Here is a 16,561-nt window from a genome sequence, read left to right as displayed (position 1 = left end):
CCTGCATCGGCTCCTGTAGCAGAAGCCGCGCCAGCGCCTGCTGCTGCATCTAGTTCTGTTATTGAAGTAACAGTACCAGACATTGGTGATGCATCTGATGTTGAAATCATCGAATTATTGGTTGCCGAAGGTGACGAGGTTGAAGCAGAAGCAGGTTTAATCACCTTAGAAACTGACAAAGCCACTATGGACGTACCATGCCCACAAGCAGGTAAAGTTCAGTCACTTAAAGTTCAAGTTGGCGACAAGGTTTCTCAAGGCTCATTAGTATTAATGCTTGAAGTTGCCGGCGCAACAGCAGCACCTGCTCCAGTTGCTGAAGCTGCTCCTGCACCAGCGCCTGCGGCAAGTGCACCAGCAGTTGCTGAAATTAAAGAAGTTTTTGTACCAGATATTGGTGATGCTGAAAACGTTGATGTAATCGAGTTATTAGTTGCAGTAGGTGATACTGTAGAAGCTGAAGCCGGTTTATTAACCTTAGAAACAGACAAAGCCACTATGGATGTGCCTGCACCATTTGCTGGTACGGTTAAAGAATTAAAAGTTACCGTTGGTGACAAAGTTTCCAAAGGCAGCTTAATTGCGTTAGTTGAAACTCAAAGTGCAGCGTCAGCTGCGACACCTGCTCCAGCACCTGCGGCGAGCGCGCCTGCACCAGCTCCTATGCCTGCTGCTGCGCCAAAAGCACCACCTGTTGAAGCTGCTCCAGTGGCAACTAGCGGCACTGTACATGCTGGTCCATCTGTTCGTCGTATTGCGCGCGAATTTGGTGTGGATTTAGCTAAAGTTAAAGGTAGTGGCCGTAAAGGACGTATATTAAAAGAAGACGTGCAAAACTGGGTGAAAGCTGAATTGGCTAAACCTCGTAGTGAAGCGGGTGCTTCATCTGCAAATGCAGGTGACTTTAAAGTCATGTCTTCACCAAAAATCGACTTTGCTAAGTTTGGCGAAGTTGAAGTTAAACCTTTATCACGCATACAAAAAATTTCAGGTCCAAGCTTACACCGCAACTGGGTTAACATTCCTCATGTTACTCAATTCGATGAAGCGGATATTACTGAATTAGAAGAATTCCGTAAGAGCGAAAATGCTTACCACGCTAAAGCACAAACGGGTATTAAACATACGCCGTTAGTGTTTATCTTAAAAGCTGTGGCTAAAGCTTTGGTTAAGTTCCCAACGTTTAATTCTTCATTGTCTCATGATGGTGAGTCAATTGTTCTTAAGAAGTACGTTAACATCGGTATTGCAGTAGATACACCAAATGGTTTGGTTGTACCTGTAATTAAAGATGTTGAGCAAAAAGGACTTGAGACTTTATCAAATGAATTAATGGAAATAAGTAAAAAAGCACGTGCTGGTAAGTTAACGGCTGCAGATATGCAAGGTGGATGTTTCACTATTTCTAGCTTAGGCGGAATTGGTGGTACAGCATTTACCCCTATCGTTAACTGGCCTGAAGTGGCTATTTTGGGTGTATCAAAAGCTGATATGAAACCAAAATGGAACGGCAAAGATTTTGAACCAAGATTGATGTGTCCGTTGAGCTTATCTTACGACCACAGAGTAATTGACGGTGCTTTAGGCGCGCGTTTCTCTGTAGAGGTAGCTGCGAACTTATCTGATATTCGACGTTTAGTGCTATAACACTATTCTTGCATCTAACAACAGGGTGGGTTGATAGCTCACCCAGAACAAAATTTCAGAGGACGTTATGAGTAAAGAAATTAAAACTCAAGTTGTCGTATTAGGCTCTGGCCCAGGCGGATACTCAGCGGCTTTCCGTGCAGCCGACTTAGGTTTAGAAGTCACTTTAATTGAACGCTACAATGCTTTAGGTGGCGTATGTTTGAACGTTGGTTGTATTCCATCAAAAGCTTTATTGCACGTAACTAAACATTTAGTTGATGCGCAAAACATGGCACACGAAGGTGTTACTTTCGCTAAGCCTGAAGTAGACATCGACAAAATGCGCGCGCACAAAGATAAAGTAATAGGTCAGTTATCTGGTGGTGTTGCTGGTATGGCGAAAATGCGTAAAGTTAACGTAGTTAACGGTTACGGCAAATTCACTGGCCCTAACAGCATTGCAGTAGAAGCTGAAGATGGTTCAGTAACTACAGTAAACTTTGATAATGCAATTATCGCTGCTGGTTCTCGTCCAGTTAAATTACCATTTATTCCACACGAAGATCCACGTGTATGGGATTCTACTGACGCATTAGCAATGCCATTTGTTCCTGGCAACATGTTAATTTTAGGTGGTGGTATTATAGGTTTAGAAATGGGTTCAGTTTATAGTGCATTAGGTGCACAAATTGACGTAGTTGAATTCATGGACCAACTTATCCCAGCTGCTGACAAAGACATCATCAAAACTTTCACTAAATCTATCAGCAAAAAATTCAACAACATAATGTTGGAAACTAAAGTAACTGCGGTAGAAGCGAAAGAAGATGGTATCTACGTAAGCTTTGAAGGCAAAGCAGCTCCTGCTGAGCCAGTTAAATATGACGCTGTATTAGTAGCTGTTGGTCGTGCACCAAACGGTTTATTAATTGATGCTGACAAAGCGGGTGTTACAGTAACGGATCGTGGTTTTATTGAAGTAAACAATCAGCTTAAAACTAACGTGCCACACATTTATGCAATTGGTGACATTGTTGGTCAACCTATGCTTGCGCATAAAGCTGTACACGAAGCGCACGTTGCTGCTGAAGTAATTGCTGGTCAAAAACACGTATTCGACCCTAAAGTTATCCCTTCAATTGCCTATACTGATCCTGAAGTTGCATTTGCTGGTGTGACAGAAAAAGAAGCTAAAGAGAAAGGTATTGCATACGAAACTGCAGTATTCCCTTGGGCTGCTTCTGGCCGTGCAATTGCACAAGGTGCACAAGACGGTTTCACTAAATTAATCTTCGAAAAAGAAACGCATAGATTAATTGGCGGTGGTATCGTAGGTAGCAATGCAGGTGAACTTTTAGGTGAAATCTGTTTAGGTATTGAAATGGGGTGTGATGCTGAAGACATCGCATTAACCATTCATGCTCACCCAACTTTACATGAATCAGTTGGTTTAGCTGCTGAAGTGTATGAAGGTTCAATTACCGACATTCCAAACAAAAAAGCTAAGAAAAAATAATTCAGCGCTTTTGCGTTAAGCCTAAACTTGTTTGGGCAATTTAATAAACACCTGCTGAGGCAGGTGTTTTTGTTTCTGCACTAATCAACGACTTAACCTAAACTTAACTCTAAGCTTGTTAGCATGCGCACAAAATTTATTTTAGGGTTAGGACAATGAAGGTTTTTAAGTTATTTGTTTATTTGTGTATTTCGCTGCTATCCAGCAGCTTATTTGCATGGGAATACCAACAGCATCAATTAAAACGACAGCAACTGATTATCACTACAGACCAAGGTGACGTGTCTATTCGTTACTTCAATCCATATGTGGTTGAGGTGCAGTATTTATCTGATGTCCATTCGCAAGCATCATATAGCTTGCCCGAAAACCTTAGTGCACAACAAGGGCAGCTAACCAGTGGACAAAATCAGTTAATCTATAGCTTAAAAGACTTAACAGTTGTAGTCGAAAAACAGCCGTTCAATTTGTCGTTTTATTACCAAAATAAATTATTAACTGCCGAAGTGGCGGATACAAAACCTGATCCCGACAACAAACCCGATAAAAATCCAATAAAAATTGCTTTTCAATTAAGCAAAGATGAAATTCTTGCTGGTGCCGGTGAGCGTGTGTTGGGCATGAATCGGCGTGGCCATCAACTCCCTTTATACAACAGAGCTCATTATGGTTACGGCACACATTCTGAGCAGATGAATTATAGTATTCCTGGTGTGTTATCTGATCAGGGTTATATGCTGATGTTTGATAACCCAGCTAAAGGCACAATAGATCTGGGGAAAACCAATTCAAATCAGTTGATGTTTTCTGCTGTATCAGGTCGCGCAAGTTATTATTTGGTTGCAGGGGATAGCCCACAACATATAGTTGAAAATTATGTGCAGTTAACAGGTACTCAACCTATGCCACCGCGTTGGGCTTTAGGTTATTTAGCTTCGCGCTTTGGTTATCATACTGAAGAAGAAGCTCGCACTGTCGTGGATAAATTTGCCCAAGCAGATATTCCACTTGATGGGATTATTTTTGACTTATATTGGTTTGGTAAAGATGTGCAAGGTCACATGGGCAACTTAGTTTGGGATAAACAAGCTTTTCCAAATCCGAAAAACATGATCAGTGATTTTAAACAGCAAGGTGTTAATACAGTTTTAATCACAGAGCCTTTTATTTTAACCAGCTCAAAACAGTGGTCGAGTGCAGTAGCTAATCAAGCTTTAGCAACCTATGCATCGGGGCAAGCTTATACTTATGACTTCTTTTTTGGCAATACAGGCCTTGTTGATATTTTTAACCCCAAAGCTCGAGATTGGTTTTGGCAGTATTACCAACAACAAATGGAATTGGGCGTAGAAGGTTGGTGGGGCGATTTAGGTGAACCTGAAGTGCACCCTGATGACATTATTCATAGTGTCGGAAGGGGCGACCATATCCACAACGCATATGGCCACGTTTGGGCGCAAACTGTTTTTGAAAAACAACAAGAATATTTTCCAGAAAAACGTCCGTTTATTTTAATGCGTTCAGGTTTTGCAGGCTCACAGCGTTATGGCCTTATTCCGTGGACTGGCGATGTCAGTCGTTCATGGGACGGCTTAAAACCACAAGTAGAACTCAGCTTACAAATGAGCTTATTTGGTTTGGCTTATACCCATTCAGATTTAGGTGGTTTTGCTGGCGATAATTGGGATGCTGAAATGTATATTCGTTGGTTGCAATATGGTGTCTTCCAACCAATTTATCGACCACACGCCCAAGAAGCGGTTGCATCAGAGCCTGTATTCCATGATGAGAAAACTAAACGTATAACCAAACATTTTATTAATCTGCGTTATCGTTTGATGCCGTATCTTTACAGTATGGTATTTGCAAATAGCCAACAGGGTACACCACTGATGCGACCTCTTTCATTTGTTGAACCAAACAAGCAACAGGCTTGGTTAACGGCCAATGAATATATGTGGGGGGATAGTTTGTTTGTAGCGCCAATAGTGAATGCAGGCGTAAAAGTTAAAGCCGTTAGTTTGCCTCAAGGTACTTGGTACGACTTTTGGGATGGCAAAAAAGTGGCTGGTGGGCAAACACATCAAACACCGGTAAATATCGAAACTATTCCTGTATTCGTTAAGGGCGGAAGTTTCATCCCAATGTTAACTGAAGTGAATAATGCCAAACATTATGATAGTAGCAAACTTGAGCTGCATTATTATCTAGCAAACCAAGCCGGTAAATTTAACGCGAGTATGTATGAAGATGATGGTGTAACAGTTGATGCTTATCAAAAGCAGCAATATGAGCAAATGGATTTTATTGCCGAAGAATCTGAAGCTAATATACAAATTAACATTAAACGCCATATCGGCAAAAAATACACCAATGAAGCTGGAGATCGCACTATCCAGTTGATGTTACATGGCATAGAGCAAGTATCAGCAGTAGAGGTTAATTCCACTGCTGTAAGCAATTATCAATTTAATCCAGACAGCAAAATTTTGTTAATTGAGTTAAAGCAAAATCAACAAGATTTACACATAAATATTAATAGGCGATAAATATTCAACATCTGAACTGTGGGTATTGCGAAATAATATCACTATATACCCACAGTAAGTTTGTTTTGTTTGTTATCTCTCTGCTATACTTCGCTCCCGTCTGTATTGTCTATAATTCTTTCGTTTCAAATTCAGGTTCCACATGACAACTAGATATATTTTTGTAACTGGCGGGGTGGTTTCATCACTCGGTAAAGGTATTGCTGCGGCATCGTTAGCGGCGATTCTTGAAGCGCGTGGCTTAAAAGTCACCATCATGAAATTAGACCCATATATTAACGTTGACCCAGGAACCATGAGTCCTATTCAGCATGGTGAAGTTTTCGTTACCGAAGACGGTGCTGAAACTGACTTAGATTTGGGTCACTACGAAAGATTTATTCGTACCAAAATGACTAAGGGTAACAACTTTACTCAAGGTCGCGTCTATCAAGACGTAATTGCGCGTGAGCGTAAAGGTGAATATTTAGGTGCAACCATTCAGGTTATTCCACATATCACTAACGAAATTAAACGTCGTGTAGTAGATGGTGCTAAAGGTGCTGATATCGCTTTAGTTGAAATTGGCGGCACAGTGGGTGATATCGAATCACAACCTTTCTTAGAGGCTATTCGCCAACTAGGCACAGAAATTGGTCGTGAGCATGCTATGTTCATGCACTTAACTTTAGTGCCTTACATGAAAGCATCAGGTGAAGTTAAAACTAAACCAACTCAGCACTCAGTAAAAGAGTTGCGTTCAATTGGTATTCAGCCTGATATTTTGATTTGCCGTTCGGAAAATACTATCCCAGCTAACGAGCGTAAAAAGATTTCATTATTTACCAATGTAGAAGAAAAAGCGGTTATCTCGTTAAAAGATGTAGATAGCATTTATCGCATTCCTGCATTGTTAAAATCACAAGGTTTAGATGAATTAATTACTCGTCGTTTCCATATCGACTGCCCAGAAGCAGATTTAACTGAGTGGGAACAAGTATTATACGAAGAGTCAAACCCAATGGGTGAAGTGACTATAGGTATGGTGGGTAAATATGTTGAGTTGGCTGATGCGTATAAATCAGTAAACGAAGCATTAAAACACGCAGGTTTGAAAAACCGTTTAACTGTCAATATCGAATATATAGATTCACAAGACTTAGAATCTAAAGGTATTGAAAAACTTAAATCATTAGACGCTATCCTAGTGCCAGGTGGTTTTGGTGAGCGTGGTACTAACGGTAAAATGTTGGCTGCGCAACATGCGCGTGAAAACAATATTCCTTATTTAGGCATTTGTTTAGGCATGCAAATGGCGTTAATTGAGTTTGCGCGTAACGTGGCAAATTTAGAAGCTGCGAATAGCACAGAGTTTGACTCTGAAACGCCGCACCCAGTAGTTGGTTTAATCACTGAGTGGTTGAATTCTGAAGGTGATGTAGAAACGCGTAATCAAACATCTGATTTAGGCGGCACCATGCGTTTAGGCAGCCAGTTGTGTCATTTAAAATCAGGTTCAAAAGCGGCAGACACTTATGGCTCAACTGAAGTTTATGAGCGTCACCGTCATAGATACGAAGTAAATAACCATTATATTGAACAACTTGAGAAAGCAGGTCTTGTATTCTCAGGTCTTTCAGCAGATCGAAAACTGGTTGAAGTAATTGAATTGCCAAATCACCCTTGGTTTGTTGCTGCTCAATTCCATCCAGAATTTACATCGACACCACGCGATGGCCATCCTCTATTCAAAGGATTTGTTGCTGCAGCGTACGAGTGTCAAAAGCAAGACAATTAATTAAGAAGACTAAACAAAATCACACGGCAGGGAAAGTATCCCTGCCAAAGTAATTTAAAGAGGACTAAAAATGGCTACTATTGCAAAAATTATCGGTCGCGAGATTATCGATTCACGTGGTAACCCAACTGTAGAAGCAGACGTATATTTAGAAAGTGGTGCGTTTGGTCGCGCTGCAGCACCATCAGGTGCATCAACTGGTACTCGTGAAGCGTTAGAATTACGTGACGGCGACAAAACACGTTTCTTAGGTAAAGGTGTATTAAAAGCGGTTGCTAACGTAAACGACGTAATCGCACCAGCATTAATCGGTAAAGATGCTTTAGACCAAGCAGCAGTAGATGGTTTAATGATCGAATTAGACGGTACTGAAAACAAAGATAAATTAGGTGCAAACGCAATTTTAGCGGTTTCTTTAGCAGTAGCTAAAGCAGCAGCAGCTGAAAAAGGTGTTGCTTTATACGAGCACATCGCTGACTTAAATGGTACTTCTGGTCAGTACAGCATGCCAGTTCCTATGATGAACATCATCAATGGTGGTGAGCACGCAGACAACAATGTTGATATCCAAGAATTTATGGTTCAACCAGTTGGTGCTAAATCTTTCCGTCAAGCAATCCAAATGGGTGCTGAAATCTTCCATAACTTGAAAAAAGTATTAAACTCAAAAGGTTATAATACTGCTGTTGGTGACGAAGGTGGTTTTGCACCAGACCTTAAATCAAACGCTGAAGCATTAGCAGTAATAGTTGAAGCGGTTGAATTAGCTGGTTACAAAATGAATGAAGAAGTAACTTTAGCATTAGACTGTGCAGCTTCTGAATTCTACGCTGACGGTAAATACAACTTAAAAGGTGATGGTAAATCATTCACTTCAGAAGAGTTTGCTGATTATTTAGGTGACTTAGTTGCTCAATACCCAATCGTTTCTATCGAAGACGGTTTAGACGAAAGTGACTGGGATGGTTGGAAAGTATTAACTGAAAAATTAGGCTCTAAAGTTCAGTTAGTTGGTGACGATTTATTCGTAACTAACACTAAAATCTTGAAAAAAGGTATCGAGAAAAGCATCGGCAATTCTATCTTAATCAAGTTCAACCAAATCGGTTCTTTAACTGAAACTTTAGAAGCTATCAAGCTTGCTAAAGATGCTGGTTTCACAGCTGTTATCTCTCACCGTTCTGGTGAAACTGAAGATGCAACTATTGCTGACTTAGCAGTAGGTACTGCTGCTGGCCAAATCAAAACTGGTTCAATGAGCCGTTCTGATCGTGTTGCTAAGTACAACCAATTATTACGTATCGAAGAAGTATTAGCGGAAAAAGCTGTATACAACGGTCGTTCTGAAATCAAAGGTCAAGCATAATTGCTGACTCGCTAGTTTTTCTAGCGATAATTTGATAATACTATGGTGTTTTAATTGAAATTCAGTTAAAACACCTTTTTTTTATCTGGAGTATTTGGTTTTGGTAGACTTTTTTGCACAACAACAAGATTTTGCCCAAGACAGCAAACGCTTGCTGGCCTATGCGCAGTTGTGTAATGTGTTCTACGAACGCGAACTAAAACTCTTAGCCGAATTTAACCTTGAACCTTCTCGTTTAAGTAAGCGTTTAGCCGCTTTACCTTTTTATATCAAAAGAGCTGCTGAATCTCTAATGTCGTTGGAAAATCCACTCCAGCTTGATACGCAAAACGGTACTTGGTCGGGCAAACAAAAACGCCGTAATCCCGCTGAAAAAATCACTGCAGACATGACATTTGAGTGGTTAAATAAATATGCGCAAATTGGTTTGATTTTACCTGTACTAGTTAACGAAAATGGCGTCACTTGGTATAGATTAGATTGTATTGATGCTACATCAGACGGAAAAATTCGTTTAAATGAACAGGGGTGGTTTAACCTCAATGGCCAAAGTTTAGATAGTGTTAACTTAAAAATTGTTAAAGCAAATAAAGATACTATGACAGCCGCATGTTGCGGTCATTCATGGATAGGTGGAGATACTACGTTTCCCCGCACCTTAACCTTGCGCGAACTGTTATTATCTAGCACTATTAACTGGCCTAATTTAAACAAACCGATGAAAATTCCCCATTAGCTTATGAAACTCTTTCGGAATCTATTGATTGTTATTTTTATCCTACTGCAATATCGCTTGTGGTTTGGCGACAATGCATATTCCGAATATCAAAGTTTGAGTGGTAAAGTGAGCCAACTTGAGAACGCGAATCAGGAATTAAGATTACGCAATAAAATTATGTTAGCGGATATCGAAGATTTAAAGTCGGGCATTGAAGCGATAGAAGAAAAAGCGCGTAATGAGTTGGGTTTAATCAAGCAAAACGAAGTTTTTTACCGAATAGTTCCAAATAGTGAATAAGCAAAAAATAATGAATCCTTCTATTGCTGTTGTTATTCCAGCTGCAGGTGTTGGTAAACGCATGCAGTCAAATATCCCCAAACAATATTTACCTTTATGCGGTAAAACTGTTCTTGAACATACAATTGAACGTTTTGCTGGCCTTACCATTATTGATAAAATTGTAGTCGCGGTTGGCGCAAACGATGAATACATTCAAACACTCAAAGACAAACTTTCCGACAAAGTTGAGTTTGTGGTGGGTGGTAAAGAAAGAGCGGACTCTGTTTTGGCTGGTTTACAAGTATTAAATGCCAAGCAACATCCTTGGGTTATGGTGCATGACGCTGCGCGTCCTTGTGTATTAACCGCAGACATAGTTAAGTTGTCAGAGCAAGTTATTGCGCAAAAAATTGGTGCTATTTTAGCTTCGCCAGTACGAGATACCATGAAGCGCTCAGATAACCAGCAACAAATTCAACATACAGTTGAACGCGAGTGTTTATGGCACGCTTATACACCACAAATGTTTGCAACTGATTTATTAACCAATGCCATTAGCCAGAATTTGTCAAACGAACAAGTGATTACGGATGAAGCCTCTGCAATGGAGTTAGCCGGTCATCCGGTTAAGCTTGTCGAAGGCTCTGATACCAATATTAAAATCACCCGCCCGCAAGACTTAAAACTTGCCGCCATTTATTTAGGGAGTCAACAAAATGAAAATTAGAATCGGTCATGGTTTTGATGTACATAAATTTGCCGGCGAAGGGCCAATTGTTTTATGTGGGGTAAAGATCCCTTATGAACAAGGATTTTTAGCACACTCAGATGGAGATGTTGCTTTGCATGCTTTAACTGATGCTATATTAGGTGCACTTGCACTAGGTGATATAGGCAACCATTTTCCAGACACAGCTGCTGAATACGAAAATATCGATAGCCGAATATTATTAAGACATGTTATTGGTTTGATGCAGCAGAAAAATTTCCAATTAGGTAATGCAGATATCACTATTATTGCCCAAGCACCGAAAATGGCACCACATCTAGCGCAAATGCGCCAGATTATCGCTGAAGATTTTCACTGTGATATCGAACAAATAAATGTTAAAGCAACCACCACTGAAAAATTAGGTTTTACCGGCCGTAAAGAAGGTATTGCAGTTGAAGCTGTTGTACTGTTAGAGGAAATCGCATGAATTTAGCTTACTTACATGGTGAGCCACAGGCTACAGGTTCAATCCGCAACAACAATGCAGACTTTTATGTAGAAGAAGTGATGCACTTTGAACTAGACGGGCAAGGTGAACACTTATGGTTATGGATTGAAAAAGACGGACAAAATACCCAGTTTATTGCCAAACAGTTAGCCAAAGTATTTGGTATTGCTGCAAGATTAGTTTCAACATCTGGTATGAAAGACCGTCATGCTGTCACTCGCCAATGGTTTTGTTTACCTTGGCCAATCAAAAAAGACATTCCTGCAATTGAGTTACCTGGCGCCAAAGTATTAGAAATGAAGCGTCATGGTAAAAAACTTAAAATCGGCACGCACAAAATCAACAAGTTTAATATCGCAGTTAAGTTAACAGATTTTGCTCAGCAAGAACTGGTTGAACGTTTAGAAAAAATAAAAGCATTAGGTGTAGCTAATTATTTCGGCGAACAAAGATTTGGTAAATATGGTGATAACGTTGAACAAGCAGTCAAGATGTTCAGTGGTGAATTAACTGTGCGTGACAAAAAACTTAAAGGCTTGTTTATTTCAGCAGCCCGTTCAGAGTTATTTAACCAAATTCTTAATTACCGAATTGAAAAAGATTTATTCAAGCCGCTAGACGGTGATGCCTTTGTGTTAAAAGGTAGCCACTCATTTTTTGTTGAAGCACAGGTGCAAGCAGAAACGATTGAACGCTTTAACCAAGGTGATGTATTGTTAAGTGGTGCTATGTTTGGCGCTGGTGAAGCTATTGTCCAAGGGCAAGTGGCTGAGATAGAGCAAAGCCTGTTACAGCAATATCCAGAAATAGTGCAAGGTTTAACTGCCGAAGGACTAAAACAAGATAGACGCGCCTTACAATTACCTGTTGATGAATTTAATTGGCAGTTTGGACAAAAGCAGCAAGATAGTTATTTAACTTTATCTTTTGTTTTGCCGGCAGGCTGTTTTGCCACCTCGGTATTGCGTGAAATTATAAATTATACAGATGCGAGTAAAAACCATGCGCATACTGCTGAGTAATGATGATGGTGTGTTTGCCCAAGGTTTAGCTGCTTTGTATCAGGCATTGTCTGTAGAGCATCAAGTGACTGTCATCGCACCAGATAGAAACTGCAGCGGTGCTAGCAATAGCCTAACTTTAACTAATCCCTTGCGTGTGACTAAACATGACAACGGTTTTTATTCAGTTAACGGTACACCAACAGATTGTGTGCATATAGGTATTAATCAACTGTGTCAGGTAAAACCTGATATTGTGGTGTCAGGGATTAACCATGGCGCTAATTTAGGCGATGATGTCATTTATTCAGGTACTGTAGCAGCGGCAACCGAAGGTCGGCACATGGGCTTACCCGCAGTTGCTGTTTCGTCGGCCGATTATAATAGTCAGGACTTTTCAGTTGCTGCAAGTGTCGCGGCGACTATTATCAGTCAGTTGGCGAAACATCCATTGCCAAACGATCAAATTCTCAATGTTAATGTCCCGCCGGTCACCAAGCAGCAAATAAAAGGCATTAAAACCACACGTTGTGGTAAACGCCATCAAGCGGAAACTATGGTGAAAACCTTTGACCCGCACGGTCGAGAAATATATTGGTATGGACCTGTGGGCGAAGTTAAAGACAATACAGCGGATACAGATTTTGCTGCAATTGAACAAAATTTTGTTTCAGTCACACCATTAACGGTTGATATGACAGCATATAAAACAATAAACGAGCTAGAGCACTGGCTTGCACAAATAGAAATTTGTTAGAATCTTTTTAATCTTAAAGTAGTGTTTAAAATCATGTCGGTAAGTTTAAATTTAGCCCGTAGCGGCGAGCGTCTTGCTCAACTATTGGTACAAGAAGGAATTAAAGATCAAAGAGTGTTACAGGCAATCGCTCGAGTGCCGCGTCACGCTTTTGTTCAGCCAGCCTTAATTCATAAAGCGTACGAAAATACCGCTTTACCTATTGGTAAAGGCCAGACTATTTCGCAACCGGCTATTGTTGCGCGTATGACAGAAATTATTTTGTCGGCAAACATTCCGGTTAATAACGTATTGGAAATTGGCACTGGTTGTGGTTATCAAACTGCGGTACTAGCTCAATTAGTTGATAAAGTATTTTCAGTAGAACGTATTGCGTCACTGCAGTTTCAAGCTCGACGATTAATGCGTCAGTTAGACTTACACAATATCAGTTTAAAACATGGTGATGGTTGGAAAGGTTGGTCGAGTAAAGCGCCTTTTGATGCAATTATCGTAACGGCTGCTGCCGCTTCAATGCCACAAAAGCTCAAAGATCAATTGAAAGTGGGTGGCATTATGGTTATCCCTATTGGTATAGAAGAGCAGAGATTAAAACTTGTTACTCGTACTGAAGAAGGTTTTGAAATTAAAGATATTGCGAACGTTAAATTTGTACCGCTTGTTGAAGGCGATATTGAATAAAATAAAGGAATAAATATGAGCGCTCAGCCTCAGCGAAGTAAAAAAGAGTATGCTTTCTTAACACTTAAAGGCATGGCAATGGGCGCGGCAGATGTAGTGCCTGGCGTGTCTGGTGGCACTATCGCTTTTATCAGTGGCATATACGATGAGCTGATAGGTTCAATTCAAAAAATTGGTCCCCATGCTATCAAGTTACTTTTTAGCCAAGGATTTTCTTCAGCTTGGCAATACATCAATGGGTGGTTTTTATTGGCGGTATTTGGCGGAATACTACTGAGCTTAAAAACCTTTGCTGCCTTGATTACATTAGCACTCGATTCACAACCTTTATTAGTTTGGGGCTTTTTTTCTGGGTTAATTGCCGCGTCAGTCTATTTGCTAGTGACTAAACTAAAAAATCATCAATGGCAAAATTACCTAAGTATGTTTGTTGGTGCATTGTTCGTGTACTGTGTCTCTGTCTCATCACCCGCACAACTCCCCGATGACAATTGGATTTTGTTTTTAGGTGGCTTTGTTGCTATATGCGCGATGATTCTACCTGGTATATCTGGCAGTTTTATTTTGTTACTTGTTGGTTTGTATCCAGTATTTTTAAACGCAATTAATTCCTTGGATATAATAGCACTAGCCAGTTTCGGAGGTGGATGTATCGCTGGGTTGCTGGTCTTTTCACGCTTTTTGTCGTGGCTATTAAGCCGCTTTCATGATGTAACCATTGCAATGTTAATTGGCTTTTTAATTGGTTCGCTTAATGTGACTTGGCCTTGGAAGCAGGTGTTGACAACTTACACTAATAGACATGGTGAACAAGTGCCATTAATACAGGAAAATGTTCTCCCTAGTGCTTATTCTATGATTACCAACAACGAGAGCCAGCTGATACTTGTATCAGCTTTTGCATTGTTCGGTTTGAGTTTGGTGGTATTGTTAGAGCGATTCGCGAACAAACTAAAATAGTTATTTGGATGGTTCTTTGCCAATATGTTGTCAACTAGCAAGCTGATATGGATTAAAGTATTGATTACAAGCCTATGTTTAAGTGCTTGTGCTCAACGTACTGGACCTGCTCCAGTTGACTCCGTATATCGTGGTAAAAGTATCTTCGATTTTGAACCTAATAGTTTACAGCAATCTAAATACACAGTCGTGAAGGGAGATACGCTCTATAGCATAGCATTTAGAGCGGGTGTTGAATTTATACAGCTTGCTCGCCAAAATAATATTAAACCGCCTTATGCGATATTTCCTGGTCAAACCTTAGTCCTGAATAAGTCACATAATTCAAAAGGATCTAAAAAACTTAGCCCCTCAAAACAAATTGATATAAGTAAATCTGAAAAAAAGGTTGCAACTGCATCTAAGCAGGAGTACCTTAAATCAGGTAAACAAAATGTTAACAAAGTTAAAAACCCGATAGGGTTTGACCTAGGTAGCTGGCGGTGGCCTGCAAGTGGTAAGATTGTAGCTAGGTTCTCAAATGCAGAACTTGGCAACAAAGGCTTAGAAATTGCAGGTAAGAGGGGAGACCCCATATATGCAGCAAACTCCGGTAAGGTAGTTTATGCAGGAAAGGCACTGCGTGGTTACGGTAACCTGATCATCATCAAACATTCGGATGACTATTTAAGTGCATATGCACATAATCAGGTCAATCGGGTGAAAGAGCAAGATTGGATTACAGTGGGTCAACACATTGCTGATATGGGTGATACTGACACGGATGAAGTCAAATTGCGCTTTGAAGTGCGATTTAGGGGAAGTACCGTGGATCCTGAAAAATTTTTGCCAAAAAAATAGCTTAGGATACTTTAAGGACTGAACTAGTTGCTGTGACTAATAAACCAGGAGATGAAATATGGGCCAGGTAAAAAGCACGAACACCAAACAAGCCGTTGAAGCAAATGTTGATGTGGACGACATCGCACTTGAAGATATTGAAAACTCAAACGATGATAATTCAGCAGAAGAAGTCATCACCTCTGAAGATCTTAATAAAAACCTTGATGCAACACAGTTATACTTAGGTGAAATAGGTTTCTCACCTCTATTAACAGCTGAAGAAGAAGTTTATTTTGCGCGCAAAGCTTTGAAAGGCTGTGAAGCCTCTCGCAAAAGAATGATCGAGAGTAACCTACGTTTAGTGGTGAAAATTGCTAGAAGATACAATAACCGTGGATTAGCTTTATTAGATTTAATTGAAGAAGGTAACTTGGGATTAATTCGTGCTGTTGAAAAGTTTGATCCAGAACGTGGATTCAGATTTTCAACCTATGCGACTTGGTGGATACGTCAAACTATTGAACGTGCGATTATGAATCAAACTCGTACAATTCGATTACCAATCCATGTTGTTAAAGAATTAAACGTTTATTTAAGAACAGCACGTGAGTTAGCTCAAGAACTTGATCATGAACCAACCGCGGAAGAAATTGCCGCTAAATTAGATAAGCCGGTTTCAGAAGTCAGCAAAATGCTGCGCTTGAACGAAAAAATTAGTTCAGTCGACACTCCTATGGGTGGTGATTCCGACAAAGGCTTGTTAGATATTCTATCTGACGATAGATACGAAGGACCTGAAGAAACCATTCAAGATAATGACATTAAAAGTAACATAGTGCATTGGCTTGAAGAATTAAATCCAAAACAACGTGAAGTATTAGCAAGACGTTTCGGATTGTTGGGTTATGAAGCATCTACTTTAGAAGATGTGGGTAAAGAAATTGGATTGACCAGAGAGAGAGTGCGTCAAATCCAAGTAGAAGCATTACGTCGTTTAAAAGATATATTGTCCCATCAGGGACTTTCAATGGAATCCTTATTCCAGATGTAATAACTAGGCTAGTAACTAAAAGGCTGCTTTTGCAGCCTTTTTCTTTTTATTCACAAAAGAAATCCATTTTTCCTGTCATTATCTGCAAGCTTTTATTAATTTTAATGCTGCTTTGTATGTATAGCATATAGCTTAGTAGGGCTTTCAAGCGTTATAGAGTGGTAAATTTTAGACAGTTAAGTACTAAAAATAGCCGTTTCGTACGTTATTTAGCCGAACAGTCAAAAAACTT

General features: G+C 40.0%; 15 protein-coding genes. All 15 read left to right on the top strand.

Going from position 1 to position 16,561, the window contains the following annotated elements; genetic code table 11:
• A partial coding sequence (aceF, locus tag WSC_RS23665) for a pyruvate dehydrogenase complex dihydrolipoyllysine-residue acetyltransferase (RefSeq protein ID WP_040395431.1) occupies nucleotides 1-1,647 on the top strand: 1,647 nt, incomplete at its 5' end.
• 67 nt (nucleotides 1,648-1,714) lie between these two features.
• Entirely contained in the window at nucleotides 1,715-3,145 is a 1,431-nt protein-coding gene (gene lpdA / locus WSC_RS0120910) for a dihydrolipoyl dehydrogenase (protein ID WP_016957914.1), read from the top strand.
• A 155-nt stretch (nucleotides 3,146-3,300) separates the two neighbouring features.
• Nucleotides 3,301-5,694, top strand: coding sequence for a glycoside hydrolase family 31 protein (locus WSC_RS0120905; protein ID WP_016957913.1), 2,394 nt, complete (start codon nucleotides 3,301-3,303; stop codon nucleotides 5,692-5,694).
• A 142-nt stretch (nucleotides 5,695-5,836) separates the two neighbouring features.
• Nucleotides 5,837-7,471 carry a CTP synthase gene (locus WSC_RS0120900; protein WP_016957912.1) on the top strand — a complete coding sequence of 545 codons (1,635 nt, stop codon included), beginning with the start codon at nucleotides 5,837-5,839 and terminating at the stop codon, nucleotides 7,469-7,471.
• A gap of 70 nt (nucleotides 7,472-7,541) precedes the next feature.
• Complete coding sequence (eno, locus tag WSC_RS0120895) at nucleotides 7,542-8,837, top strand: phosphopyruvate hydratase (RefSeq protein ID WP_016957911.1); 1,296 nt, start codon at nucleotides 7,542-7,544, stop codon at nucleotides 8,835-8,837.
• 100 nt (nucleotides 8,838-8,937) lie between these two features.
• A complete protein-coding gene (locus tag WSC_RS0120890; protein WP_026016987.1) occupies nucleotides 8,938-9,573 on the top strand; it encodes a hypothetical protein in 636 nt (211 codons plus the stop codon).
• A gap of 3 nt (nucleotides 9,574-9,576) precedes the next feature.
• Nucleotides 9,577-9,855 carry a cell division protein FtsB gene (gene ftsB / locus WSC_RS0120885; protein ID WP_026016986.1) on the top strand — a complete coding sequence of 93 codons (279 nt, stop codon included), beginning with the start codon at nucleotides 9,577-9,579 and terminating at the stop codon, nucleotides 9,853-9,855.
• A gap of 10 nt (nucleotides 9,856-9,865) precedes the next feature.
• Complete coding sequence (gene ispD / locus WSC_RS0120880) at nucleotides 9,866-10,564, top strand: 2-C-methyl-D-erythritol 4-phosphate cytidylyltransferase (RefSeq protein WP_016957908.1); 699 nt, start codon at nucleotides 9,866-9,868, stop codon at nucleotides 10,562-10,564.
• Nucleotides 10,560-11,036 (top strand): 2-C-methyl-D-erythritol 2,4-cyclodiphosphate synthase, encoded by a 477-nt coding sequence (gene ispF, locus WSC_RS0120875; protein WP_040395439.1) that lies wholly within the window; start codon nucleotides 10,560-10,562, stop codon nucleotides 11,034-11,036. The genes ispD and ispF overlap by 5 nt, the downstream gene beginning before the upstream one ends.
• Complete coding sequence (gene truD, locus WSC_RS0120870; protein WP_016957906.1) at nucleotides 11,033-12,079, top strand: tRNA pseudouridine(13) synthase TruD; 1,047 nt, start codon at nucleotides 11,033-11,035, stop codon at nucleotides 12,077-12,079. Before ispF ends, truD begins: the two co-directional genes overlap by 4 nt.
• Nucleotides 12,060-12,815, top strand: coding sequence for a 5'/3'-nucleotidase SurE (gene surE / locus WSC_RS0120865; protein WP_016957905.1), 756 nt, complete (start codon nucleotides 12,060-12,062; stop codon nucleotides 12,813-12,815). The genes truD and surE overlap by 20 nt, the downstream gene beginning before the upstream one ends.
• A gap of 33 nt (nucleotides 12,816-12,848) precedes the next feature.
• On the top strand, nucleotides 12,849-13,496 hold the full coding sequence (locus tag WSC_RS0120860) for a protein-L-isoaspartate(D-aspartate) O-methyltransferase (protein ID WP_016957904.1): 648 nt from the start codon (nucleotides 12,849-12,851) through the stop codon (nucleotides 13,494-13,496).
• Between the two features lie 15 nt (nucleotides 13,497-13,511).
• Entirely contained in the window at nucleotides 13,512-14,456 is a 945-nt protein-coding gene (locus WSC_RS0120855; protein ID WP_016957903.1) for a DUF368 domain-containing protein, read from the top strand.
• A gap of 24 nt (nucleotides 14,457-14,480) precedes the next feature.
• On the top strand, nucleotides 14,481-15,296 hold the full coding sequence (locus WSC_RS0120850; protein WP_016957902.1) for a peptidoglycan DD-metalloendopeptidase family protein: 816 nt from the start codon (nucleotides 14,481-14,483) through the stop codon (nucleotides 15,294-15,296).
• Between the two features lie 58 nt (nucleotides 15,297-15,354).
• Nucleotides 15,355-16,329, top strand: a complete 975-nt coding sequence (gene rpoS / locus WSC_RS0120845; protein WP_016957901.1) for an RNA polymerase sigma factor RpoS — start codon at nucleotides 15,355-15,357, stop codon at nucleotides 16,327-16,329.
• The last annotated feature ends 232 nt before the right edge of the window (nucleotides 16,330-16,561 follow it).

The organism is Catenovulum agarivorans YM01 (assembly GCF_000281085.1).
In the GTDB taxonomy this organism is placed as follows: domain Bacteria; phylum Pseudomonadota; class Gammaproteobacteria; order Enterobacterales; family Alteromonadaceae; genus Catenovulum; species Catenovulum agarivorans.
The sequence above is the reverse complement of the archived record's forward strand: the minus strand, read 5'-3'. Positions and strand labels throughout refer to the sequence as shown.

Excerpts from the sequence above, each read along its gene's own strand:
- lpdA (WP_016957914.1), top strand. The coding sequence starts at position 1,715 with ATGAGTAAAGAAATTAAAACTCAAGTTGTCGTATTAGGCTCTGGCCCA.
- WSC_RS0120905 (WP_016957913.1), top strand. The coding sequence starts at position 3,301 with ATGAAGGTTTTTAAGTTATTTGTTTATTTGTGTATTTCGCTGCTATCC.
- WSC_RS0120900 (WP_016957912.1), top strand. The coding sequence starts at position 5,837 with ATGACAACTAGATATATTTTTGTAACTGGCGGGGTGGTTTCATCACTC.
- eno (WP_016957911.1), top strand. The coding sequence starts at position 7,542 with ATGGCTACTATTGCAAAAATTATCGGTCGCGAGATTATCGATTCACGT.
- ftsB (WP_026016986.1), top strand. The coding sequence starts at position 9,577 with ATGAAACTCTTTCGGAATCTATTGATTGTTATTTTTATCCTACTGCAA.
- ispD (WP_016957908.1), top strand. The coding sequence starts at position 9,866 with ATGAATCCTTCTATTGCTGTTGTTATTCCAGCTGCAGGTGTTGGTAAA.
- truD (WP_016957906.1), top strand. The coding sequence starts at position 11,033 with ATGAATTTAGCTTACTTACATGGTGAGCCACAGGCTACAGGTTCAATC.
- surE (WP_016957905.1), top strand. The coding sequence starts at position 12,060 with ATGCGCATACTGCTGAGTAATGATGATGGTGTGTTTGCCCAAGGTTTA.
- WSC_RS0120860 (WP_016957904.1), top strand. The coding sequence starts at position 12,849 with ATGTCGGTAAGTTTAAATTTAGCCCGTAGCGGCGAGCGTCTTGCTCAA.
- WSC_RS0120855 (WP_016957903.1), top strand. The coding sequence starts at position 13,512 with ATGAGCGCTCAGCCTCAGCGAAGTAAAAAAGAGTATGCTTTCTTAACA.
- WSC_RS0120850 (WP_016957902.1), top strand. The coding sequence starts at position 14,481 with ATGTTGTCAACTAGCAAGCTGATATGGATTAAAGTATTGATTACAAGC.
- rpoS (WP_016957901.1), top strand. The coding sequence starts at position 15,355 with ATGGGCCAGGTAAAAAGCACGAACACCAAACAAGCCGTTGAAGCAAAT.